Annotated in this window: 20 protein-coding genes; 14 read left to right on the forward strand and 6 right to left on the reverse strand. The window is 60.4% G+C overall.

What is annotated here, in order from left to right; translation table 11 throughout:
* Window positions 1–36 precede the first annotated feature (36 nt).
* Window positions 37–444 carry a F0F1 ATP synthase subunit epsilon gene (locus GA0061102_RS15155; RefSeq protein ID WP_092849805.1) on the forward strand — a complete coding sequence of 136 codons (408 nt, stop codon included), beginning with the start codon at window positions 37–39 and terminating at the stop codon, window positions 442–444.
* Window positions 445–732: 288 nt separating this feature from the next.
* Here the strand turns inward: GA0061102_RS15155 and GA0061102_RS15160 are convergent, their stop codons facing one another.
* Entirely contained in the window at window positions 733–1,638 is a 906-nt protein-coding gene (locus GA0061102_RS15160) for a LysR substrate-binding domain-containing protein (RefSeq protein ID WP_092849812.1), read from the reverse strand.
* 117 nt (window positions 1,639–1,755) lie between these two features.
* Here GA0061102_RS15160 and GA0061102_RS15165 point away from each other — a divergent pair, with 117 nt between their 5' ends.
* The 3 genes from GA0061102_RS15165 to GA0061102_RS15175 are packed head-to-tail and all read left to right on the forward strand — an operon-like array spanning window position 1,756 to window position 5,583.
* On the forward strand, window positions 1,756–2,901 hold the full coding sequence (locus GA0061102_RS15165; protein ID WP_092849821.1) for an iron-containing alcohol dehydrogenase: 1,146 nt from the start codon (window positions 1,756–1,758) through the stop codon (window positions 2,899–2,901).
* A 1-nt stretch (window position 2,902) separates the two neighbouring features.
* Entirely contained in the window at window positions 2,903–4,402 is a 1,500-nt protein-coding gene (locus GA0061102_RS15170) for an aldehyde dehydrogenase (protein ID WP_092849830.1), read from the forward strand.
* 59 nt (window positions 4,403–4,461) lie between these two features.
* Complete coding sequence (locus GA0061102_RS15175; protein WP_092849835.1) at window positions 4,462–5,583, forward strand: mandelate racemase/muconate lactonizing enzyme family protein; 1,122 nt, start codon at window positions 4,462–4,464, stop codon at window positions 5,581–5,583.
* A 35-nt stretch (window positions 5,584–5,618) separates the two neighbouring features.
* Here GA0061102_RS15175 and GA0061102_RS15180 read toward each other — a convergent pair whose 3' ends face one another.
* Both GA0061102_RS15180 and GA0061102_RS15185 read right to left on the reverse strand, forming a co-directional pair.
* The gene (locus GA0061102_RS15180) at window positions 5,619–6,830 is read right to left on the reverse strand and encodes an acyltransferase family protein (protein WP_092849845.1); all 1,212 of its coding nucleotides are present in this window, start codon (window positions 6,828–6,830) and stop codon (window positions 5,619–5,621) included.
* A 170-nt stretch (window positions 6,831–7,000) separates the two neighbouring features.
* Complete coding sequence (locus tag GA0061102_RS15185) at window positions 7,001–7,576, reverse strand: NADPH-dependent FMN reductase (protein WP_092849853.1); 576 nt, start codon at window positions 7,574–7,576, stop codon at window positions 7,001–7,003.
* A gap of 73 nt (window positions 7,577–7,649) precedes the next feature.
* On the opposite strand from GA0061102_RS15185, the gene soxR reads away from it, so the two are divergent.
* Complete coding sequence (soxR, locus tag GA0061102_RS15190; RefSeq protein ID WP_092849856.1) at window positions 7,650–8,114, forward strand: redox-sensitive transcriptional activator SoxR; 465 nt, start codon at window positions 7,650–7,652, stop codon at window positions 8,112–8,114.
* Window positions 8,115–8,124: 10 nt separating this feature from the next.
* On the opposite strand, the gene glpD is transcribed toward soxR, so the two are convergent.
* Window positions 8,125–9,636, reverse strand: a complete 1,512-nt coding sequence (glpD, locus tag GA0061102_RS15195; RefSeq protein WP_092849861.1) for a glycerol-3-phosphate dehydrogenase — start codon at window positions 9,634–9,636, stop codon at window positions 8,125–8,127.
* Between the two features lie 115 nt (window positions 9,637–9,751).
* Window positions 9,752–10,525 carry a DeoR/GlpR family DNA-binding transcription regulator gene (locus GA0061102_RS15200; RefSeq protein WP_092849869.1) on the reverse strand — a complete coding sequence of 258 codons (774 nt, stop codon included), beginning with the start codon at window positions 10,523–10,525 and terminating at the stop codon, window positions 9,752–9,754.
* A gap of 97 nt (window positions 10,526–10,622) precedes the next feature.
* On the opposite strand from GA0061102_RS15200, the gene GA0061102_RS15205 reads away from it, so the two are divergent.
* From GA0061102_RS15205 to GA0061102_RS15245, 8 genes are all read left to right on the forward strand, one after another.
* Window positions 10,623–11,393 (forward strand): SDR family NAD(P)-dependent oxidoreductase, encoded by a 771-nt coding sequence (locus GA0061102_RS15205; RefSeq protein WP_092849876.1) that lies wholly within the window; start codon window positions 10,623–10,625, stop codon window positions 11,391–11,393.
* Window positions 11,394–11,495: 102 nt separating this feature from the next.
* On the forward strand, window positions 11,496–11,840 hold the full coding sequence (locus GA0061102_RS15210) for an ArsR/SmtB family transcription factor (protein ID WP_092849882.1): 345 nt from the start codon (window positions 11,496–11,498) through the stop codon (window positions 11,838–11,840).
* 63 nt (window positions 11,841–11,903) lie between these two features.
* Window positions 11,904–12,797: a LysR family transcriptional regulator gene (locus GA0061102_RS15215; protein WP_092849890.1), complete on the forward strand. Its 894-nt coding sequence runs from the start codon at window positions 11,904–11,906 to the stop codon at window positions 12,795–12,797.
* A 222-nt stretch (window positions 12,798–13,019) separates the two neighbouring features.
* A complete protein-coding gene (locus GA0061102_RS15220; RefSeq protein WP_425348533.1) occupies window positions 13,020–13,439 on the forward strand; it encodes a formate dehydrogenase subunit gamma in 420 nt (139 codons plus the stop codon).
* Window positions 13,436–14,992 carry a formate dehydrogenase beta subunit gene (locus GA0061102_RS15225; protein WP_092849904.1) on the forward strand — a complete coding sequence of 519 codons (1,557 nt, stop codon included), beginning with the start codon at window positions 13,436–13,438 and terminating at the stop codon, window positions 14,990–14,992. The genes GA0061102_RS15220 and GA0061102_RS15225 overlap by 4 nt, the downstream gene beginning before the upstream one ends.
* A gap of 5 nt (window positions 14,993–14,997) precedes the next feature.
* The gene (fdhF, locus tag GA0061102_RS15230; protein WP_092849912.1) at window positions 14,998–17,877 is read left to right on the forward strand and encodes a formate dehydrogenase subunit alpha; all 2,880 of its coding nucleotides are present in this window, start codon (window positions 14,998–15,000) and stop codon (window positions 17,875–17,877) included.
* Between the two features lie 229 nt (window positions 17,878–18,106).
* Window positions 18,107–18,934, forward strand: a complete 828-nt coding sequence (fdhD, locus tag GA0061102_RS15240; protein ID WP_092849921.1) for a formate dehydrogenase accessory sulfurtransferase FdhD — start codon at window positions 18,107–18,109, stop codon at window positions 18,932–18,934.
* Complete coding sequence (locus GA0061102_RS15245) at window positions 18,924–19,190, forward strand: formate dehydrogenase subunit delta (protein WP_092849939.1); 267 nt, start codon at window positions 18,924–18,926, stop codon at window positions 19,188–19,190. Before fdhD ends, GA0061102_RS15245 begins: the two co-directional genes overlap by 11 nt.
* Before the next feature lie 168 nt (window positions 19,191–19,358).
* On the opposite strand, the gene GA0061102_RS15250 is transcribed toward GA0061102_RS15245, so the two are convergent.
* Window positions 19,359–21,032, reverse strand: coding sequence for a methyl-accepting chemotaxis protein (locus GA0061102_RS15250; RefSeq protein ID WP_092849949.1), 1,674 nt, complete (start codon window positions 21,030–21,032; stop codon window positions 19,359–19,361).
* Window positions 21,033–21,344: 312 nt separating this feature from the next.
* On the opposite strand from GA0061102_RS15250, the gene GA0061102_RS15255 reads away from it, so the two are divergent.
* Window positions 21,345–22,702, forward strand: a protein-coding gene (locus GA0061102_RS15255; protein ID WP_425348504.1) for an IS3 family transposase whose coding sequence is annotated in 2 segments (ribosomal slippage) — window positions 21,345–21,822 and window positions 21,822–22,702 — 1,359 coding nt in all. Because the reading frame shifts where the segments join, the coding sequence is not laid out codon by codon here.
* Window positions 22,703–22,736 lie beyond the last annotated feature (34 nt).

Raw genomic sequence — 22,736 nt, forward strand, 5'->3', positions numbered from 1 at the left:
TGCCTTGCGAATAAGACAATCGAGAAGTGACGGGCCATGGCTGACAATTTCAATTTCGAACTGGTTTCCCCGGAGCGTCTGTTGCTGTCGGAACAGGTCATCGATGTCGTCATCCCCGCGACCGAAGGCGAGATGACCATCATGGCACATCATGCGCCGACCATGACCACCATCAAGCCGGGCCTCGTCAAGGTGCATTCGGCTTCGGGCAGCAAACAGGATTACGTCGTTTTCGGCGGCTTTGCCGATATCCTGCCGACCGGCTGCACTCTGCTTGCCGAATCAGCCGTTCCGGTTGAGGACATGAGCCGCGACGAGCTGGATCGTCGCATCAATGCTGCCAAGGCCGAACTCGAAGATGCGCTGCATCACGAGCACAAGTCGCGCCTGGAGCATTTCATCATGGAACTCTCACATCTGCGCGGCTCGATCCCGCAGGATTGATGCGATCCAAAATCACCGAATGAAATAGAAGCGGTCCTATGGGCCGCTTTTTTGTTAGAAGACCCGGGCCATCCCCGTCCTTCGACAGGCTCAGGACGAGGATGGAGCGGATCCTGTCCTCAACACGGCTTGCCGCTCTTTGGCGGCAGTGTGAGAAGAGCAGCCCTCAAGGTGAGGTGGCGCGCAAGCGCCCTCGAACCACAAGAGCGGGTTGGCGAGCGGCCGCACCTCGTTCGAATCGCCGACTCTCACGGCGGAGGCAGCAAGGATATTCCTCCCCAATTCGTATCAGACCTGTTGGCCCCGCAGCAGGAACCGGTGCAACTGGACTGCTTCGGGAGACAACGAGCGGAAGCGCGGTGCGCCGAGATAGTATCCGAAGCCGCTTTCCACGCGGTCGTTGCCGATCGTGACGAGCGCACCAGACTGCAGATATTCCTCAATGAGGCCAAGGCTGCCGAGCGCTATGCCTTCGCTCCTGAGTGCGGCTTCCACCGCCATGATGTAGGTCGAAAAGGAAAGCCGCGGTCTCGGCAGCTTGCCCTTCAAAGGATCGCCGATGCGGCCGAACCATTGGCGGAAGCTGATCCAGTGGGCGTTAGCGCGTTCGTAATCAATGAGATCGAGCGCGGCGATATCGACTGCCGTCAGTGCCTGCGGGTCGAGGCCGCGGACCGCCAGGTAGTCCGGCGAGGCGATCGGCACCAGCACCTCTTTCATCAGCGGCGTCAGGCTCCAGCGCGGATGTTCGCCTGTGGAATAGATGATGATGAGATCGTTGTTCTCCGAGGCAAGTTCGGAATGGACGTCCGTCGTCAGCAGGCGCACGGAGATGCCCGGGCTCTCCTTGCCGAAATCCCTGAGCCTTTGCCCAAGCCAGAGATGCGAGATCGAACCGCTCGCCGCGATCGAGATGATTTCGCCCGTGCCTGTGCGAAAAGGCTCCAGGCTCTCCTCGAGATATTCGAGCGTAGCGCGCACGCGCTGGAACAGCCGCTCGCCATCCGGCGTCAGCGCCAGATTTCGGCCGCGCCGGGTGAAGAGGGTTGCGCCGAGATGATCCTCAAGCCCCTTGATGCGGCGGCTGACGGCAGCCTGGGTGATATTCAGCTCCCGGCCGGCACGGGAGAAGTTCATTGCGCGCGCGGCCGCGTCGAAAACGCGAAAGGCCTCCAGCGGTATTTTCTCTAGCATCGGCTCTCCATAACTTCAGATTATCAATATTCCTGATAATTGCCCGGATTTGAAGATCTGAAATTGTGATGCAGGATTGTGACATCATTTTCAGCCGCTTTTCCAAGGGGATCCCTCGTGTCCTTTTCCATTTCCGCCATTCCTGACATTCGCTTCGGTGAGAATGCGCTCTCCGGCCTTCCCGCGGCCGTCAAATCCTTCGATGGCGTTGGCACGGTTCTGCTCGTGATCGATGCCTTCCTGGCACAGTCGGGCCTTGCGGCCAGGATCAGTGGCGAGCTTGCCGAAGCGGGCGTGAAGACGCAGGTTTTTTCCGATTTTGCCGGTGAGCCGAAGCTTGCGCATCTGCATGCGGCGATAGCCGCGGGGCAGGGTGCCGATATGGTGATCGGCGTTGGCGGCGGCTCGGCGCTCGACATCGGCAAGATCGTCGCCTGCTGCATCGCTTCCGGCGAGGATCCGATGCATTACGCACTGGCGGCCAATCCGCTGCCGAAGAATCCGCTGAAGAAGATCATGATACCCACCACGGCCGGCACGGGTTCGGAGACATCGGCAACGAATATCTTCGCCGGGCCCGAAGGTAAGAAGCTCTGGATCTGGGGACCGGAGACGAAGGCCGATCTCGTCATTCTCGATCCGGCTCTGACGAAAACCTTGCCTGCCAACCTGACGGCATGGTGCGGCCTCGATGCCTTCATCCATGCCTTCGAGGCGGCAACGAACCGCAACACGCATCGCGGCGCGCAATTCTATGCGCATCAGGCGTTGCGGTTGATTACCGACGCCCTGGAGACGGCCGTCAAGCAGCCCGAGAATATGGCAGCGCGCGGCGACGTATTGCTCGGCTCCTGCTTTGCCGGCATTGCCATCGACAATTGCGGCACAGCGATCGCGCACAATGTCAGCCACGCATTGGCAGGCCTTGGTCCAGTCCATCATGGCCTCGCGACCGCGCTCGGCTTTGAAGCGACACTTGCCTGGCTGGTTGAGGCGGATACCGTCGACCTCAATGCGGCCGCGAAGGCATGCGGTGTCGAGAGTGCCGCTGAACTCCCCGCGTTCGTCTCCGGCTGGATGGATCGCTGCGGTATCACGCGCTCGCTTCCTGCTGCTTTCAAGCCCTTCGATGACACCGATCTTGCCCGCGAGATGCGCGCAACTGAAAACCAGCCCATGCGGCGCTCGACGATCCGCGATGTGACGGATGCCGACATCGACCGCTTTGCCGCCGCCATCATGGCGCTGCCGAAAGGAATCTGAGATGACCAAGAACTATACGCGCGACTATTGGGAAAGCGTTCTCTCCGGCCTGAAGCCCGAAGGGCGTCACTTCATAAACGGTGCCCATCGCGGCGCCACTTCGGGCGAGACCTTCACCCGGATCCGCCCGATGGACGGCAAGCCCGGTGCACAGCTCGCTCGCGGTAATGCCGCCGATATCGACGCTGCGGTCGCTTCTGGCCGCGCCGCCTTCGAAAGCGGCGTCTGGCGCAAGAAGGAGCCGCTGGAAAAGAAGAAGATCATGCTGAAATGGGCCGAGCTTATTCGCGCCCACGGCGATGAGCTGGCCATGCTGGAGACCATTGATGTCGGCAAGCCGGTCATGGCGTCGCTTGGTGTCGACGTGCGCCTCTGCGCCGACGGCATCCAGTTTTATGGCGAAATGATCGATAAGATGTATGACGAGATTGCGCCGACCGGCCCGAACGCTCGGGCGCTGGTGCGCAAGGTGCCGCTCGGTGTAATCGGGGCAATCACGCCGTGGAACTATCCGATGATCATCGATGCCTGGAAGCTGGGACCGGCAATCGCCGCGGGCAATTCCGTGGTGCTGAAGCCGGCCGAGCAATCCTCGCTTTCGGCGATCCGCCTTGCCGAACTTGCAGTCGAAGCGGGCCTTCCGGCCGGCGTCTTCAACGTGGTGACGGGCTATGGCGAAGAGACAGGCAAGCCGCTGGCGCTGCACATGGATGTCGACATGATCGCCTTCACAGGCTCGACCGAAGTCGGCAAGCTGATCATGGGCTATGCGGCGCAATCGAACGTCAAGCGCGTGGCACTGGAGCTCGGCGGCAAGTCGCCGCTCGTCGTCTTCGAAGATGCTGATCTCGATGCCGCCGCCGTCGCTGCGGCCTGGGGCTGCTTCTATAATTCCGGCGAGACATGCCACGCTTCGACCCGTCTGATCGTGCAGCGTTCGGTGCAGGACAAGCTGATCGAGAAAATCGAGGCGGTCACCCGCTCCGATATCGCGCTCAAGCATCCTCTTGACCCCTCGGCGCAGATCGGCGCCTTGATCGAGGAAGAGCACATGAACAAGGTGCTGGCGATGATCGCAGCCGGCGAGAAGGAAGGCGCGCGCCGTGCCTTCGGTGCCGAGCGCGTCTTGAGCGAAACCGGCGGCTACTACGTCTCGCCGGGCGTCTTCGTCGACATGACCAATGATATGAGCCTGGCGCGACAGGAAATTTTCGGGCCCGTACTCGCTGCCATCCCCTTCGATACGGAGGAGGATGCGCTGAGGATCGCCAACGACACGATTTACGGGCTTGCAGGCGCCGTCTTCACCAAGGACATGGATCGCGCTCATCGCTTTTCCGAAGAGATCCATGCGGGTACGGTGTGGATCAATACCTACGACATGTCGAACTTCGCCACGCCTTTCGGCGGCTTCAAGCAGTCCGGTTTCGGCCGCGACCGCTCGGTGCATGCGGTCGACAAATATTGCGACTACAAGACGATCTGGCAGCAGTTCGGTTGATAGATTGAAATCGGCTTGATCCTGTCTGGAGGATCAAGCTTTGGGAGAGGGGAGCCACCATGAGCAAGATCGTTTCCATCGAAATCACCCATCACCGCCTGCCGCTCGATCCGGCGTTCAAGGCGAGCTGGGATGGGCGTCCGCGCAAGCATTTCGATGCGACCATCGTCCGCGTCAGGGACGACGAGGGCCGGGAAGGTATCGGCTCCGGCGATCTCATGAAGGGCTTCGAGGGCCATGAAGACCTGTTCATCGGGCACGATCCGCGGCACCTCGAGCGCCATTATGAAGTCCTGTCGCATATCAACTTCCACTATGGCCGCTGCTGGCCCATGGACCTGGCGCTGTGGGACCTCTCCGGCAAGATTACCGGCGAGCCGGTGTGGCGGATGCTCGGCGGGCGTGCCAGCCGCGTGCGGCTCTACGCGTCTTCCGGTGTGCTGCGCGAACCCTCGGCCATGGCCGATCAGGCCGAACGCTATATCGACGAAGGCTTCCCGGCCATGAAGGTGCGCTTCTCCTCGTCTTCGGGCGGCCGTGGCGGCTGGCGCGAGGACGTCAAGGCGCTGGAAGCGATTAGGGCCTGCGTCGGCGACCGGCTTGAGCTCATGGTCGACTGCAATCAGGGTTGGCGCATGCCCTGGGATACGACCTTGCCCTGGACCTTCAAGGACGCGCTGGCCGTTGCCAAGGAGTTGGAACGGCTCGGCGTCTACTGGATGGAAGAGCCGCTTTATCGCTCTGACCGCAAGGGCATGAAGGAATTGAAGCAGGCAACGTCGGTCAGGATCGCCGGCGGCGAGATGACGCGCGAACTCTACGAGTTTCGTGACATCATCGAAGAGCGTGCCTTCGATGTCATCCAGCCTGATGTCGCGCTTGTCGGCGGTATTACCGGTTGCAGGCGATTGGTCTATCAGGCCCGCGAGGCGGGCGTGCAGTTCACGCCGCATTCCTGGACGAACGGCATCGGTGTGTTGGCCAATGCGCATCTGACTGCCGGCGTCGGCGATGCCGCATGGCTCGAATACCCCTACGACAATCCGGAGTGGAGCGAGGCCCGCCGCGACTATCCGATGGCGTCCCCGCTCAAGCACGATGCCGGCTGGCTGGATCTGGGTATTGCCCCGGGGCTCGGCATCGTTCTCGATGAGGAGCGCTTGAAGGCGACGCGCATTTAAGGGAACCTGCGCCCGCGTTATCCTTTACCGGCCCGTCATGCGATGGCGGGTCGTGTCATTCTGTTTTCCCTGGTGCGAGCCCATCGCATGACGGGGCGTTCGAGCAGCACATAGCTCAGTGTGCCGATGGCAAAGATGATGGCGGTCGCGACGAGGCTCGAGGTGATCCAGCCACCCAGCACGTCATCCGAGCCGGTGCCGAAGGTCCAGGGCATGAGCTTCTGCATCATTGTCAGAACGATGTCCTGCCAGACATAGACACCGAAGGAGACGGTGGCGATATAACGGCTGAGGCTGTTGTCCAGCAGCCTTGCCAGTAGTCGCGACTGCGGGAGTGTGCAGAGGGCGGCGGCGACGGCCAGAGGCAGCAGCGGAAATTGATAGGGAATGCCGAGCCACGCATAGCCTTCTCCCGGACCGCCGATGGACTGCGGCAACTGCCATGCTCCCATGACGATCGCGAGCGCCCCAATGATGTCGTAGATCACGGAGCGGCGCGCGGGAACTATGGTCTGGACTCCGGCCGCCAATACGCCGATCGCGAAAATCGCGAAGAAGCCGATCGGGTTGTAGCGCGGCATCCATTCCTTGGCACCGCCCTGGAAGCTATATTGCCATCCCCGCCCGGCGCTGTCTGTCGGGAGATAGGTAACGACCAGCCAGTGGCCAACCAGCGATATTGCGATGATACCGATCCAGAGCAGGCGGTTGACGAAGACGGAACGTGATCTCAGTTTGGCATTGAACAGCAGCAGAAAGCCGATCGGCAAAAGGACATAGCAGGTCGTCTCGAAGGGAATCGACCATAGGGGCCCGTCGCCCTGCACCGGGAAAAAGGTGCGCCAATGCCATTGGCTCATCAGGAAGAAGCCGGCGATGTAGCGGCCGACCAGTTCTGCATCGAGCGGAAAGCCGTAGACCGTGAAGCTGATCGCGAAACCGACTGTCAGGGCGAACCAGAAGCCCGGCAGGATACGTGCCGCGCGGCGCATGGTGTAGATCCTCAGTGACGGTAACGGCTGGGCTCTATCCAGCGCCAGCCAGAAGGGGCGCGAGAGAAGAAAGCCGCTGAGAACGAAGAAAACCGAGACGCCGTGATTACCGAAGCGCGCGATTATAAAGGTCATGTCCAGAGCTGGCGGAATTTTGTAGAAATTCATTCGAAGAACGAGATGATGCACAAGCACCATCAGACATGCGACGGCGCGCATGAAATCCGCTCCTCCCAGGCGCTTGTCGTTGTCCATCCCAGCACCGCTGCAACTGCCTCTCTATTGGGTTAGGTCATCGCGGCGATTTCGGCAAGGCAGATCCTTGAAAGCATGACGCCCGAACCTTTGTGCGAGGTCCGGGCGTCAAGCCGGTTTTTCGCACCTGCCAGAAACGAAAGACCGGATTCTTATGTTGCGGAAAAGGGTCAGGCCGCGATCGAGCGATAGGGGCGCATGGCGCGGGCCGGTTTCAGCGCGGCGCTCCACCAATTCAGTCGCGCGATCAATCGAACCAGCGACTGACGCGCCTCGATCGGATTTGCAAGCGTGCCATCTTCGGCAAACCTGCCCCAGGGATTGGCGAAACTGACCGTGTCGCGCACTGTCACGGCGTGCAGCTCGGAAAAGACCAGCCGCAATTGCTCGACGGCGCGCAAGCCGCCGGAGATGCCGCCATAGGAAACGAAAGCGACCGGTTTGCCGTGCCACGGCTCATAGACGAGATCGAGCACGAATTTCAGCGAGGCCGTGAAGCTGTGATTATATTCCGGCGTGACGATGATGAAGGCATCTGCGTCCGAAAGCCGAGCGGAAAGGGCTGTGACGCCAGCGTGCTCGCGGTCATGCTGGAATGGCAGATCGAATGCGAGGGGATCGATCACGTCGATCTCGATAAGCGGATAATGCACCAGCTCTCGGGCGACCCAATTGACAACCCGATCGCATAAGCGGCCTGGGCGGGTACTGCCATAAATGATTGCCAGCCGGGTCGATTCTGTCATGCCTTGCTCCTGCTTTACGCGGTTTGGAGCTGGGTTTATAGAACCTCAAGTGAGGTTGAGGTCAATAGAGCAAATGGGAAAAATCGAGTCCGGTCAATTTTCCAAACTGCTGACGGTCGGCGAGGTGGCGGCGCGAAGCGGTATGGCCGTTTCGGCGCTGCATTTTTACGAGGCGAAAGGGCTGATCGAGAGCCAGCGCAGCCGCGGCAACCAACGGCGCTATCCCCGTGAGGTGCTGCGCCGGGTGGCGATCATCAAGGTGGCGCAAAGAGTCGGCATTCCGCTTGCGGAGGTTCAAGCGGCTCTGCAATCGCTGCCGCAGGGGCGCACGCCGTCGGCTGCTGATTGGAAAGTGCTGTCAGCCCGCTGGAAGGACGATCTTGATGCCCGGATCCGACGCCTGCAGGGGCTGCGCGATCAGCTCGACGGCTGCATCGGTTGCGGCTGCCTCTCGATGGACAGCTGCCCGTTGCGAAACCCCTGGGACAGGCTTTCCGAAGAAGGCGCAGGCCCGCGCTTGCTCGATCCCGAAGATTGAGCCGAAAGCTTCATGCGTGAACGCGGCTGCCGGCCATGTAATCGTCGAGCGCGGCGGCTTCCTCTTTCGACAGATAGAGGCCCTTCTTGGAGCGGCGCCAGAGAATGTCGGCGGCGGTGTAGGCCCATTCGTGTTCGATCAGATATCGCACCTCTGCCTCGTAGAGGTCGCTTCCGAAGCAGCGGCCGAGATCGGCAATCGCCTTCGCATCGCCAAGGATCATTGCTGCCCGTGTCCCATAGCGGCGGACGAGGCGGCGGGCATGCGAATCGGTCAGGAACGGATAGCGTGATTTCAGCTTCGAGACTTCCGCCTCATAGCCGCGTACCGGAAAGTCGCCGCCCGGCAGCGAACTCTTGGCCGTCCAGGGTGTGCCTTTCAGGCCGATGGCTTCGCCGATCTTCTCCAGCGCGTGTTCGCCCAGGCGGCGATAGGTGGTGAGCTTGCCACCGAAGACATTCAGCAGCGGCGCCTGGCCCTCTTCGCCTTCGACCTTCAAAACGTAATCGCGCGTTGCCTCCTGCGCCTTCGAGGCGCCGTCGTCATAAAGCGGGCGCACGGCCGAATAGGTCCAAACGATATCCTCCGGCCGTACCGGCTCCTTGAAATATTCGCTGGCGGCGTTGCATAGATAGGTCGCTTCCTCGTCGCTGATCTTCACATCCTTCGGATCGTCGTTGTAGTCGCGATCCGTGGTACCGATGAGGGTAAAATCCTGCTCATAGGGAATGGCGAAGATGATGCGGTTGTCCGGGTTCTGGAAGAAATAGGCGCGGGGGTCGTCGAACTTCTTGCGTACGATGATGTGGCTGCCCTGGACCAGGCGGACATTATGCACCTGGTTCTTGCCGAAGGCGTCGGAGAGAACGTGATCGACCCAGGGGCCTGCAGCGTTGACCAGCATGCGCGACCGGAACAGGCGCTTCTCGCCGCTAATGGTGTTTTCCGTTTCGATTGCCCAGACGGTGCCTTCGCGCCGAGCGGAAATCACTTTCGTTCGCGGCATGATCGTCGCGCCACGATCGGCGGCGTCGCGCGCGTTCAGCACCACCATCCGGGCGTCGTCGACCCAGCCGTCGGAGTATTCGAACGCTTTGGTGAAAAGCGCCTTCAGCGGCTTGCCGGCTGGATCCCTTTTCATGTCCAGCGTCGCCGTCGGCGGCAGCAGCTTTCGCCCGCCGAGGTGATCGTAGAGGAAGAGGCCGAGACGGATGAGCCAGGCCGGCCGGATGCCGCCCTTGTGGTAGGGCAACACAAAGCGCATCGGCCAGATGATGTGCGGCGCCATGGCCCACAGCACTTCGCGCTCCATCAGGGATTCGCGCACGAGGCGGAATTCGTAGTGTTCGAGATAGCGCAAGCCGCCATGAATGAGTTTGGTGGCGCCGGATGACGTGCCGGAGGCGAAGTCGTTCATTTCGGCAAGTGCGACCTTATAGCCGCGCCCGGTGGCGTCACGGGCGATGCCGCATCCATTGATGCCGCCGCCGATCACGAAAATGTCGTAGACCTGTTCGCTCACTCGCCCCTCCGCAAAGGCCAGCCATCTCTTGAAGATGGAAAATCGAAAGATAATCCATCTAAAACGAAACAGATACGAATGTCAAACGAAGGTTTCGTGACCGAAACCGCGCCAATCAGACCGGCCGGCGGGAGGTTTCCACGAGGCGCACACCATGTTCGGCTGCGATGGCGCGCACGGATTCGATGTTGCATTCGTCCGTGACGAAGGTGTGAACCTGCGAGAGATGGCCGATCCGCACCGGGGCGGTGCGTTCGAACTTGGTGCCGTCGGCGACGAGGATGACATGCCGGGCATTGGCGATGATGGCTTGCGCCACTTTCACTTCGCGAAAATCGAAATCGAGAAGCGCGCCATCGGTATCGATTGCCGATGCGCCGATCACGGCATAGTCGACCTTGAACTGCCGGATGAAATCGACGGCCGCTTCGCCGACGATACCGCCATCGGAGCCGCGCACGACACCGCCGGCAATGACGACTTCGATCGACGGGAAAATGCGCAACTTATTGGCGACGTTGATATTATTGGTAATCACCATCAATTCGTGGTGCCCGAGCAGCGCCTCGCCGACGGCCTCCGTCGTCGTGCCGATATTGATGAAGAGCGAGCTGTTGTTGGGGATCAAGCCGGCAGCCGCCCGGCCAATCGCCTGCTTTTCGGGTGCGGCGATCGACCGGCGCGCCTCATACTTCACATTCTCGGTGCCGCCGGGGAAAATCGCGCCGCCATGCACGCGCGACAGCACGCGGCCGTCGCAGAGGTCGTTCAGATCCTTGCGGATGGTCTGCGGCGTGACCGAAAAGCGCGCCGCCAATTCTTCAACCAGCACGCGCCCTTCCGCCTTGGCGATTTCGAGGATTTCGGTCTGGCGTCCGGACAGGAACATGGCTTTCGCTCCCCTTCTTTCGTTTTTTTGTCATCATATGGTAAAGTGAAAATTCCGCAATTACCGGCGCGCGAATAGTGCGATTGGGGAGGTTATCGTGTTTCATCCGAAGCTATTCGAAAATCGCAACGTCGTGGTCACCGGCGCCGGCCGAGGCATCGGACTGGAAGTCGCGAGGCAGTTTCTCGATTGCGGTGCCCATGTTCTCGTCCATATCGGTCGCGACTCAGATCGCGAGCTGCCGGATTATCTGATGGAAGCGGCGGCGGATCGCCGCGCCTTCCTCATCGCGGGTGATTTCTCCGCCGGCCATGGTGTACGCAATTTCGTCACTGCCGCGGGCGAACGCTTCGATCGAGTCGATGTGCTGGTCAACAATGCCGGCACCATGGTTGGCCGCTTTCCTGCCGGCGAGTTGACGGACGAGCAGTATGAGAAGATCGTTCATCTCAACCAGACGTCCGTCATGGAAGTAACACGGGGATTGTTGCCGCTGCTGCGGGCAGCGGGAGAGGCCGCGATCGTCAATACCGTGTCGATTTCCGCGCTGACCGGCGGCAGCCCCGGCTCCGCCATCTATTCCGCATCGAAGGCCTTCGTCGCAACCTATTCGAAAGCACTGGCGCGGGAGCTGGCGCCCGACGGCATTCGGGTGAATTGTGTTTCGCCCGGCACGATATCGACCGACTTCCACGAGCGCTATTCGTCCAGGGAAAAGCTGGAGCAGACGCGCAAATCCATCCCGCTTCAGCGCCTGGGAACGCCCGGAGACTGCGCTCCAGCCTACCTTTTTCTCGCCGCGCCGACGCTCTCCGGTTACATTACCGGGCAAGTGATCGAGATCAATGGCGGCCAGCTTATATGCTGAAAAGTCGGACCTTTTTTGGTTTTCGGGTCTTTTTTAAATCAACGTAGGGTTTGATGATATTATAAGCATATCTCTATGTGAGTTCTCACTAGAGGCAGTGATATGTCGTCGTCTCCACTGCAAGGTGGTGCTGCGGAGCACAATGTCGAGGAAATGACAGAGAAGGCGCGCAAGGCGAGCGCTTTGCTGAAGGCTCTCTCGCATGAAACCCGGCTGGCTATTCTTTTCATGCTGGCCAAGCGTGAAAAGACCGTGATGGAGCTCGAAGCGCTTCTCGACCTGCCGCAGGCGGTGGTTTCACAGCATCTGGCGCGTCTTCGCCTGGACAAGCTCGTCGATACGCGTCGCGAGGGGCGGCTCATTCACTATGCGGTTGCAAGCTCGGAAATCTGTTCTGTGGTCGATGCGCTGCGGGAGGCTTTCTGTCCGGCGATTGTTGAGGCTTGAAGCAGGTTTGCATGTTGCGCTCGCAAAGTTGCCGGTCTAACTCTTTCGTGTCGGGAGAGTAGCATGATCGATAAGCTGGAATTCTTCATCGCGCTTGCGAATCAGAAGCATTTTGGCCGCGCCGCCGAGGAATGTGGCGTGACGCAGCCGACATTGTCGGCCGCCATCAGGCAATTGGAAGATCAGCTCGGCGTCATGCTCGTCAGCCGCGGTTCGCGCTTCCAGGGGCTGACGCCGGAAGGGCAGCGCGTGCTGGAATGGGCCAGGCGCATCGTTGGCGACAGCCGGACGATGCGCGAGGAGATGCGGGCGGCCCGCAAGGGCCTTGCCGGCCACATCCGGATCGCTGCCATTCCGACGGCGCTTGCCATGGTGCAGAAGATCACCACGCCTTTCCAGGAACGGCATCCGGACGTCACCTTTTCCATTTTATCACGCAACTCGCTCCAGGTTCTGAGCCTGCTCGAAAATCTCGAGATCGATGCCGGCATTACCTATCTGGAAAACGAGCCGCTCGGCCGCGTCACCAGCGTACCGCTCTATGCCGAACGCTACCACCTCATCACCGCAGCAGGCAGCCCGCTCTCGGAGCGTGCGAGCGTGACCTGGAAGGAAGTCGGCGCTCTTCGGCTTTGCCTATTAACGGCGGACATGCAAAATCGCCGAATCATCAACCGGCATCTGGCCGAAGCCGAGGTCGTCGCAAAGCCGACGCTCGAATCCAATTCGATGATCGTGCTGTTTTCTCACGTCCAGACCGGCCGCTGGGCGAGCATTATGCCGAAGAATATTGCCGATTCCTTCGGTTTTCCGGCAGATATCCGCAAGATTCCCATTACGGAGCCGGATGCCGAGCATCTGGTCGGGCTGGTTGCCACGCACCGCGAGCCCTTCACGCCGCTCGTCTCCGCCCTGCTGCATGAGGCACGATTGCTTGCGGAAGGCGCTCATGCTTGATAGAAATTTTCTATCAAGCGACGGGACTGCCTTATTGATCCTTTGCCTCTCGCCTGCGACGCTTGTTCCAGGTGTGCGCCGATCGCGCACCCAGTGGAGATGCCGCATAAGCCTTTCCGGGATTGCTGCAGCGATTGCCGGATTATGCGTGGGAGGCTGTATATGAGTTTGAATCTGGGTGCGGGCGAGATTGCAGCCCGTGCCGGCACCATCATCGATAGCATGAAATCGATGGAAGGGCCGCTTTTGCCGATCCTGCACGGGATTCAGGAGGAATTCGGCTATGTGCCGCCGGACGCGCTGCCGGTGATCGCCAAGGCTCTGAACCTGTCGCGCGCCGAAGTGCATGGCGTCATGACCTTCTATCATGACTATCGCGACCACCCCGCCGGTCGCCATGTCCTGAAGCTCTGTCGCGCCGAGGCCTGTCAGTCGATGGGCGGCGATGCGATAGCAGAGCGCGTCAAGCAGCTGCTGGGCATCGATTTTCATCAGACGACGCTCGATGGCAGCGTTACGCTCGAGCCTGTCTACTGCCTCGGCCTCTGTGCTTGCTCTCCGGCCGCGATGCTGGATGGAGAGCTTCATGGCCGGCTGGATGCTGAGAGCGCCGAAGACCTCGTGAAGGAGGCGCGCCAATGACCCTGACCATCTATATCCCCCGCGATGCTGCCGCCCTTTCGCTGGGTGCGGAGAAGGTGGCGAAATCAGTCGCGCAGGAAATTGCCAAACGCGGTCTCGATGCGCGCATCGTGCGCAACGGCTCGCGCGGCATGTTCTGGCTCGAGCCCCTGGTCGAAGTCGAGATCGAAGGCAAGCGCATCGGCTATGGGCCGGTGAAGGCAAAGGATGTGTCGGCTTTGTTCGATGCCGGGCTCGCTGAAGGCGGCGGGCATCCGCTCTGTCTTGGGGAGGTCGAAAACCTCCCCTTCCTCAAGGAACAGACGCGCCTGACCTTTGCCCGCTGCGGCATTACCGATCCTCTTTCGCTGCACGATTATGAAGCGCATGGAGGCCTCAAGGGGCTGCGCCGTGCCATTGGCATAGCGGCCAGCGATATCGTCAAGGAAGTCACCGATTCCGGCCTTCGCGGCCGTGGTGGTGCGGGCTTTCCGACCGGCATCAAATGGAAGACGGTGCTCGATGCGCCGGGTGACCGCAAATACATCGTTTGCAATGCCGACGAGGGCGACAGTGGCACTTTCGCCGACCGGATGATCATGGAAGGCGATCCCTTCGTGCTGATCGAAGGCATGGTGATTGCCGGCCTTGCGACGGGGGCGACCAAGGGTTTCGTCTATACACGCTCGGAATATCCGCATGCGATCGCGGCGATGACCGAAGCGGTCGAAATCGCGCGCAAGGCCGGCATTCTCGGAGCCTCGGTGCTCGGTTCCGGCAAGGCTTTCGATATGGAGATCCGCACCGGCGCCGGCGCCTATGTCTGCGGCGAGGAAACGGCGCTCCTGAACAGCCTCGAGGGCAAGCGCGGCGTCGTGCGCGCCAAGCCGCCGCTGCCGGCGCATAAGGGCCTGTTCGACCGTCCGACCGTCATCAACAACGTGATTTCGCTCGCCTCCGTTCCCGTCATCATGGACAAGGGCGCTGCCTTCTACCGCGATTTCGGCATGGGCCGTTCGCGGGGCACGATCCCGCTGCAGATCGCCGGCAATGTCAAACATGCCGGTCTTTATGAGACGGCCTTCGGCCTGTCGCTCGGCGATATCGTCGACAAGATCGGCGGCGGCACGGCGACCGGGCGGCCGGTCAAGGCGGTGCAGGTGGGTGGGCCGCTCGGCGCCTATTTCCCACGCGCCTTGTTCGACACTCCATTCGACTATGAAGCCTTCGCGGCCAAGGACGGCCTGATCGGCCATGCCGGCCTGGTCGTCTTCGATGATACTGCCGACATGCTGAAACAAGCGCGTTTCGCGATGGAATTCTGTGCGGTCGAAAGCTGCGGCAAGTGCACGCCCTGCCGCATCGGCTCGACGCGCGGCGTCGAGACGGCCGACAAGATCGCGCGCGGCATCGAGCCGGAGAAAAACAGAGAGCTGCTAGCCGATCTCTGCAATACGATGAAGTTCGGTTCGCTCTGCGCGCTCGGCGGCTTCACGCCCTATCCCGTCATGAGCGCAATGACCCATTTCCCGGAGGACTTTTCTCCGGCTCCCTTGATTGAAGCGGCGGAGTAAGAGCCATGTTCCTCGTTCCAGAAATCGATTACGGTACGCCGGCCTCCCAGTCCGAAACAATGGTGACGCTGACCATCGACGGGCAGCAGATTACTGTGCCGGAAGGCACGTCGATTATGCGTGCCTCAATGGAAGCAGGCATTGAAGTGCCGAAGCTCTGCGCCACCGACATGATCGATGCCTTCGGCTCCTGCCGGCTCTGCCTCGTCGAAATCGAAGGCCGCAACGGCACGCCGGCCTCGTGCACGACGCCCGTCGCGCCCGGCATCGTCGTGCACACGCAGACGGGCCGGCTGAAGGACATCCGCCGCGGCGTGATGGAGCTCTATATCTCCGACCATCCGCTCGACTGTCTGACCTGCGCGGCCAATGGCGATTGCGAATTGCAGGACATGGCCGGCGCGGTCGGCCTGCGTGACGTGCGCTACGGCTATGAGGGCGACAATCACGTCAAGGCGCGCAACAACGGCGACATCAATCTGAAATGGACGCCGAAAGACGAGTCCAATCCCTATTTCACGTTTGATTCCTCGAAGTGCATCGTCTGCTCGCGCTGCGTGCGCGCCTGCGAGGAAGTGCAGGGCACCTTCGCGCTGACCATTGAAGGTCGCGGCTTCGACTCGCGCGTGTCGGCCGGCATGCACGAGAATTTCATCGATAGCGAGTGCGTCTCCTGTGGCGCTTGCGTGCAGGCTTGCCCGACCGCGACGCTGACCGAAAAATCGGTGATCTCGATCGGCCAGCCGGAACATTCGGTCGTCACCACCTGTGCCTATTGCGGCGTCGGCTGTTCCTTCAAGGCGGAGATGCGCGGCGAGGAGCTGGTACGCATGGTGCCCTGGAAGGACGGCCAGGCCAATCGCGGTCATTCCTGCGTCAAGGGTCGCTTCGCCTATGGCTATTCGACCCATAAGGACCGCATCCTCAATCCGATGATCCGCGAGAAGATCAGCGACCCCTGGCGCGAAGTGACCTGGGACGAGGCCTTTGCCCATATCGCCACCGAGTTCAAGCGGCTGCAGTACCAATATGGTCGCGATTCCGTTGGCGGCATCACCTCGTCGCGTTGCACCAATGAAGAGACCTACCTGGTGCAGAAGCTGGTGCGCGCCGGCTTCGGCAACAACAATGTCGATACCTGTGCCCGCGTCTGCCATTCGCCCACCGGCTACGGGCTCGGCCAGGCCTTTGGCACCTCGGCCGGCACGCAGAATTTCGATAGCATCGAGCATTCCGATGTCGTCATCGTGATCGGCGCCAATCCGACGGATGGACACCCGGTCTTCGGTTCGCGCCTGAAGAAGCGGTTGCGCCAGGGCGCCAAGCTCATTGTCATCGATCCGCGCCGCATCGATCTGGTGCGCACGCCGCATGTCGAGGCCAGCTATCATCTGCCGCTGAAGCCGGGCACCAACGTCGCTATGATGACGGCGCTCGCCCATGTCATCGTCACCGAAGGCCTGTTCGACGAAAAGTTCATCCGCGAGCGCTGCGACTGGTCCGAGTTCGAGGATTGGGCAGCCTTCGTCGCCGAGCCGCAGCACAGCCCGGAAGAAACCGAGAAATATACCGGTGTTTCTCCGGAGCTCGTACGGGGTGCCGCTCGTCTCTTTGCCAAGGGCGGCAATGGCGCCATCTATTACGGTCTTGGCGTTACCGAACACAGCCAGGGTTCGACCACCGTCATGGCGATCGCCAACCTCGCCATGGTCACGGGCAATATCGGCCGTCCGGGTGTCGGCGTGAACCCGCTGCGCGGCCAGAACAACGTGCAGGGCTCCTGCGACATGGGTTCCTTCCCGCACGAGCTGCCGGGCTATCGCCACATCTCCGACGATGCGACCCGCGATATCTTCGAAAAGCTCTGGGGCGTGAAGCTCAACAACGAGCCGGGTCTGCGCATCCCGAACATGCTCGATGCTGCCGTCGACGGCAGCTTCAAGGGTCTCTATATCCAGGGCGAGGATATACTCCAGTCCGACCCGGATACCAAGCATGTCGCAGCCGGCCTTGCCGCGATGGAATGCGTCGTTGTCCACGATCTCTTCCTGAACGAGACGGCCAATTACGCCCATGTCTTCCTGCCCGGCTCGACCTTCCTGGAAAAGGACGGCACCTTCACCAATGCCGAGCGCCGTATCAACCGCGTGCGCAGGGTCATGACCCCGCGCAACGGCTATGCCGACTGGGAAGTGACGCAGAAGATGGCGCAGGCCATGGGGCTCGGCTGGGACTACGCGCATCCCTCCGAGATTATGGACGAGATCGCTGCGACGACGCCGAGCTTCGCTCTGGTCTCCTACGACTATCTGGAGAAGATGGGCTCCGTGCAGTGGCCCTGCAACGAGAAGACGCCGCTCGGTTCGCCGATCATGCATGTCGACGGTTTCGTGCGCGGCAAGGGCAAGTTCATCCGTACGGAATATGTCCCGACCGACGAACGCACAGGCCCGCGCTTCCCGCTGCTGCTCACCACCGGGCGCATTCTCAGCCAGTACAATGTCGGCGCCCAGACGCGCCGTACGGAGAATGTCGTCTGGCATGCGGAGGATCGTCTCGAGATCCATCCGCACGATGCAGAGCAGCGGGGAATCCGCGACGGTGACTGGATCCGTCTCAGCAGCCGCTCCGGCGACACGACGCTCAGAGCATTGATTACCGATCGCGTCGCCCCCGGCGTCGTCTACACGACCTTCCATCATCCGGATACGCAGGCAAATGTCATCACGACGGATTACACTGACTGGGCGACGAACTGCCCGGAATACAAGGTAACGGCCGTACAGGTGTCACCGTCGAACGGTCCGTCGCAGTGGCAGGTCGATTATGATGAGCAGGCGCGGCAGTCGCGCCGTATCGTCGGGAAAATGGAGGCTGCTGAGTGAGGCTGAGCGTGGGGAAACATACCCCCCTCTGTCGCTTTCGCGACATCTCCCCCACAAAGGGGGAGATTGTTGGGAGTTTGCCGGTTGTCACTCGCAAGACAATAGGCAGCGATTTCAGCAGACTGGATGTTCGCTTGAGGCAAGAGAGTGCTGCGCGTTACCAATCTCCCCCCTTGTGGGGGAGATGTCACGAAGTGACAGAGGGGGGTATTCCACACCCCGCCGGACAATGACCAAATTCACCCCCACCACCACGGTCCCCGAAACCGCACGCCGCAACGGCCTAGTTCACTCCGGTTTCCGCATCGTCCCCGAGGAAGTGCCGATCGCCTTTTCCTATGGCGGCTCGTCGCATGCGGTCATGATGGGAACGCCAGCCGATATCGAGGACTTCGCCGTCGGCTTCAGCCTGACGGAAGGCATCATTACCGATATAGATCAGATTGCAGCGGTCGAGCCGATCGAGGACGAGCAGGGGATCGATGTGCAGATCGCCTTGGTCGACGATGCCGCGGATGCGCTGCGGCTGCGCCGCCGCCACATGGCAGGTCCTGTCGGCTGCGGCCTGTGCGGCATCGAATCGATCGAACAGGCCGTGCGCAAAGTGCCGGACGTTTCTAAGGTCACGTTCTCTCTGACGCAGAAGGATATCGTCCGCGCAATCGCTCTTCTAAACGACGCTCAGCCGCTGCATCGCGAGACACGCGCAGTTCATGGCGCGGGCTTCTATATTCCGTCCGAGGGATTGCTTGCCGTGCGCGAGGATGTCGGCCGGCATAACGCGCTGGACAAGCTCTGCGGCGCGGTCATCCGTTCCGGCCATAAGGGGGCGGAAGGCGTTGTAGCCGTCACCAGCCGGCTATCGGTCGAGATGGTCCAGAAGGCGGCGATCCTCGGCAGTTCGGTACTGGTCGCCATCTCCGCGCCGACGGCGCTTGCCATCCGCACGGCCGAAGAGGCCGGCATGACGCTGGTGGCGCTGGTGCGCGGCGACGATTTCGAGATTTTCACTCATCCTCATCGCATCATTCCGGGGAGCATCGCCGATGTCGCCTAACGAAACGCCGCATGGCAAGACCGAAACAAGGCTTATCTATATGGCGAACCAGATCGCTACCTTCTTCAAGACCCAGCCGGCCAGCGAAGCGGTGGAAGGCGTCGCCACGCATATCAACAAATTCTGGGAGCCGCGCATGCGGCGTCAGTTGTTCGCGATCATCGACCAAGGGGATAGTGGGCTGAGCCCTTTGGTGCTCGAAGCGGCTGCGCTGATCCACAAGCCGGCACCGGTCGAGGAAGTTAAGTCGGCTTAGTATTCAAAAGCGGCTGCGGCTGCGTCGCGGCTCCCTCAAGCACATGGGCGGCCGGTTGCCTATGAAAAGCATCCGCGCGGCGTTTGACTGATAGCCTCGCCTCAAAACGACAGAGCCGCCCCGAGTTTTCAGGGCGGCTTCGTGTTGAGAGGGTAAGGGCGATGGCCATCATGCCGCGCGGCGCATCATCATCTCTCTGATCATCGCATCGGCGAGGCGGAATTGCGCGAGCAGCGTGTGCAGCGCGTCCGCTTCGTTGGCGAGCCTGAGGCTGGCCGCGGTGCTCTCTTCGACCATGGCGGCATTCTGCTGGGTCGTCTGGTCCAGCGAGTTGATCGCCGCGTTGATTTCCCTGAGGCCGATCGTCTGTTCCTTCGAGGCTTTGACGATAGCGGCGACGTTGGAATTGATGTCGCCAACCTGGGTGACGATCTGCTCCAGCGCCTTGCCCGTCTGGCCGACAAGGCCGACGCCGTTTTTGACATGTTCGCTCGATGTCGTGATCAGCGCCTTGATTTCCTTGGCGGCGCTCGCCGAACGCTGCGCCAGCTCACGCACCTCCTGGGCCACGACGGCGAAGCCCTTGCCGGCTTCACCGGCGCGAGCGGCTTCGACACCGGCATTCAGAGCCAGAAGATTGGTCTGGAAGGCGATGTCGTCGATGACGCCGATGATGTTGGTGATTTCGCGCGAGGATTTTTCGATCTGATCCATGGCGGCGACAGCGCTGCGTACCACCGTGCCGGATTGTTCTGCGCCGCGCTTGGTTTCGGCGACTAGACGCCCGGCTTCCTCGGCGCGCTGGCTGGAATCGGCGACCGTTGTGGTGATCTCCTCCAGTGCGGACGCGGTCTCTTCCACGGAGGCAGCTTGCTGTTCGGTGCGTCTCGAGAAGGCTTCGGCCGAATCGCCCAGCTCGCGGGAGCCGGCGGCGATGGCGCTGGCATTGTCGCCGACGGTGGTCAGCGTCTCGGAGAGCCTGTGGATCGTGGTGTTGAAGTCGTGGCGGAGTTGTTCCATCGAAGGCACGAAAGACCGGTCGAGGGTCTTCGTCAGATCGCCTTCCGACAGACTGCGCAGGGCGCCTGCAAGCTCGCTGATGGCGCTCATGCGCGAGGTAACGTCGGTCGCGAATTTCACGACCTTGTAGACCCTGCCGTCGGCGTCGACGATGGGGTTGTAGGCCGCCTGGATCCAGATTTCCTTGCCGCCCTTGCCGTAGCGGACGAATTCATTGGCGATGAACTCACCTTGTGCGAGGCGTTGCCAGAAGTGCTTGTACTCGTCGGTACGGGTATAGGCCGGCTCGCAGAAGATGCTGTGATGCTTGCCGACGATCTCGCTCAGCTGATAGCCCAAGGCATTGCAGAAGTTTTCGTTCGCCGTCAGAATCTCGCCGGTAGGCAGGAATTCGATGACGGCCTGCGAGTGGGAGATCGCTGCTAGCTTGCCGGCATCGTCGATCGCCTTTTTCTTGGCCTCGGTGACATTGGCGGCGAATTTTACAACCTTCATCGGCTTGCCGTTGCGGAAAACCGGGTTGTAGGAGGCTTGGATCCAGATCTCGCGATTGCCTTTCGCAAGCCGCTTGTAGGTGCCGGCATCATATTCGCCGCGGCCGAGACGCGCCCAGAAATCTTGATAGGCTGGGGTTGCGGTATAGGCCGGATCGCAGAATATCCGATGATGGTTGCCGACAATCTCCTTCAGCTCATAACCCAGCGCACGGCAGAAATTTTCGTTTGCCGTCAGAACCTTACCCTGAAGATCGAATTCGATGATGGCCTGCGATTTGGAAACGGCGGACAGAATGCGGCTGGCATCCGATGATAGGCTGAACATTCCTTTTCCCTCTCACAGAGCTCACGCTTGCCGGGCGTCCACTTCATGGCATCGAAGCGGGCGGCCGTGCACGTCGGCGCACCGCATACGGCGCTCCGCACGGGAATGGTCGGAATGTTGAGATTGTATTTTCTCTCCTCGCTTCACAATCGATGATGGAGAGGGTCCCTTAATTTTGAATGAAATTAAGCTTATTAGAAATTACAATTTAAATAAAATATAACTATCTAAAATTAGTAGGGAATAAAAAAAGCCGCCACCCGGAACTGAACTGACCCCCGAAAGTTGGACATCCACTTTCGGGGGTTTTGCATGTCCAAACACAGTCTGGCTTTTAAGCTTTCTGTTGTAGAGTTTTATGAGAAGGGCGAGCGTAGTTGCCGGGAAGTCGGCGCGCATTTCGGAGTGGACCACGGGACGGTTCTCAAATGGGTAGCAAGCTACGAGGCACACGGGGCTGCGGGTCTCGCGAAGAAATTCAGCCGCTACGATGCAGCATTCAAGCTATCGGTTCTCCAACGGATGTGGGAGGATGGGCTCTCCTACCGCCAGACGGCGGCGCTGTTCGACATCCGCAATAAGAGTTGCCTGGCGGATTGGGAGCGATGCTATAAGACTGGCGGAATCGACGCCTTGACCCCAAGCTGCCGAGGAAGGCTCCGATCGATGCGCGCGCCGCCGATATCAAAACAGCCGCAAGCTTTGCAGAGTGACGAAGCAAAAAGCCGTGAAGAACTGCTGGCGGAGCTGAACTCTCTGCGCATGGAGAACGCCTACCTAAAAAAACTCGAGGCCTTAACGCGGGAGCAACCAGCGCTCAAAAAGCGCAAGTCGTCCAAGCGTTAAGGCCGTTCTATCCGTTTGATGGGTTGCTGAAGCTTTCGGGCCTTTCCCGCAGCACGTTCTACTATCGGCAAAGGATGTCGGCGCTTTGCGACAAGCATGCTGCGCTGAAGGACCGGATCAAGGCTGTCTTCCACGCTCACAAGGGGCGCTATGGCTATCGCCGGGTAACGGCGGCGATCCGCCAGTTCGGACAGACGGTCAATCATAAGACGGTCCAGCGCCTGATGGTCGAGATGGGATTGAAATCTCTGGTGCGGCCGAAGAAATACCGCTCCTACAAGGGTGACGTCGGGCGCACAGCCCCCGATCTCATCAAACGGCAGTTCACCGCACATGCGATCAATCAGAAATGGGTCACCGACGTCACTGAATTTAACGTGGCCGGCGAGAAGCTCTATCTCTCACCGGTTATGGATCTGTGCAACGGGGAGATTATCGCCTTCGAAACCGCCAGACGGCCGGCCTTCAAGCTGGTGGAAAGCATGTTGAACAAAGCCTTGAACCGGCTGGAAAAGAACGAACGGCCGATCCTGCATTCCGATCAGGGATGGCATTACCAGATGCTCCCCTATCAGCGCCTGCTCCAAAAACGCGGCATCGCCCAAAGTATGTCACGCAAAGGCAATTGCCTCGACAACGCGGCGATAGAAAGCTTCTTCGCTACCCTCAAATCCGAGTTCTTTTATCCGAACCGCTTCGAAAGCATCCAGAGCCTAAATGACGGCATCGCCGACTACATCCACTATTACAATCACCAGCGCATCAAACTGAAACTAAAGGGACTGAGCCCTGTCCAATACAGAACTCAGTCCCTATTATCATAGCCCGTCAACCGTCCAACTTTACGGGGTCAGTTCA

Origin of the sequence: Martinezella miluonensis (assembly GCF_900094545.1) — a bacterium.
In the GTDB taxonomy this organism is placed as follows: domain Bacteria; phylum Pseudomonadota; class Alphaproteobacteria; order Rhizobiales; family Rhizobiaceae; genus Rhizobium; species Rhizobium miluonense.

Excerpts from the sequence above, each read along its gene's own strand:
- GA0061102_RS15160 (WP_092849812.1), bottom strand. The coding sequence starts at position 1,638 with ATGCTAGAGAAAATACCGCTGGAGGCCTTTCGCGTTTTCGACGCGGCC.
- fdhF (WP_092849912.1), top strand. The coding sequence starts at position 14,998 with ATGTTCCTCGTTCCAGAAATCGATTACGGTACGCCGGCCTCCCAGTCC.
- GA0061102_RS15175 (WP_092849835.1), top strand. The coding sequence starts at position 4,462 with ATGAGCAAGATCGTTTCCATCGAAATCACCCATCACCGCCTGCCGCTC.
- GA0061102_RS15250 (WP_092849949.1), bottom strand. The coding sequence starts at position 21,032 with ATGTTCAGCCTATCATCGGATGCCAGCCGCATTCTGTCCGCCGTTTCC.
- fdhD (WP_092849921.1), top strand. The coding sequence starts at position 18,107 with ATGACCAAATTCACCCCCACCACCACGGTCCCCGAAACCGCACGCCGC.
- GA0061102_RS15245 (WP_092849939.1), top strand. The coding sequence starts at position 18,924 with ATGTCGCCTAACGAAACGCCGCATGGCAAGACCGAAACAAGGCTTATC.
- GA0061102_RS15220 (WP_425348533.1), top strand. The coding sequence starts at position 13,020 with ATGAAATCGATGGAAGGGCCGCTTTTGCCGATCCTGCACGGGATTCAG.
- GA0061102_RS15180 (WP_092849845.1), bottom strand. The coding sequence starts at position 6,830 with ATGGACAACGACAAGCGCCTGGGAGGAGCGGATTTCATGCGCGCCGTC.
- GA0061102_RS15215 (WP_092849890.1), top strand. The coding sequence starts at position 11,904 with ATGATCGATAAGCTGGAATTCTTCATCGCGCTTGCGAATCAGAAGCAT.
- GA0061102_RS15225 (WP_092849904.1), top strand. The coding sequence starts at position 13,436 with ATGACCCTGACCATCTATATCCCCCGCGATGCTGCCGCCCTTTCGCTG.
- GA0061102_RS15200 (WP_092849869.1), bottom strand. The coding sequence starts at position 10,525 with ATGTTCCTGTCCGGACGCCAGACCGAAATCCTCGAAATCGCCAAGGCG.
- soxR (WP_092849856.1), top strand. The coding sequence starts at position 7,650 with ATGGGAAAAATCGAGTCCGGTCAATTTTCCAAACTGCTGACGGTCGGC.
- GA0061102_RS15210 (WP_092849882.1), top strand. The coding sequence starts at position 11,496 with ATGTCGTCGTCTCCACTGCAAGGTGGTGCTGCGGAGCACAATGTCGAG.
- GA0061102_RS15170 (WP_092849830.1), top strand. The coding sequence starts at position 2,903 with ATGACCAAGAACTATACGCGCGACTATTGGGAAAGCGTTCTCTCCGGC.
- GA0061102_RS15155 (WP_092849805.1), top strand. The coding sequence starts at position 37 with ATGGCTGACAATTTCAATTTCGAACTGGTTTCCCCGGAGCGTCTGTTG.
- GA0061102_RS15185 (WP_092849853.1), bottom strand. The coding sequence starts at position 7,576 with ATGACAGAATCGACCCGGCTGGCAATCATTTATGGCAGTACCCGCCCA.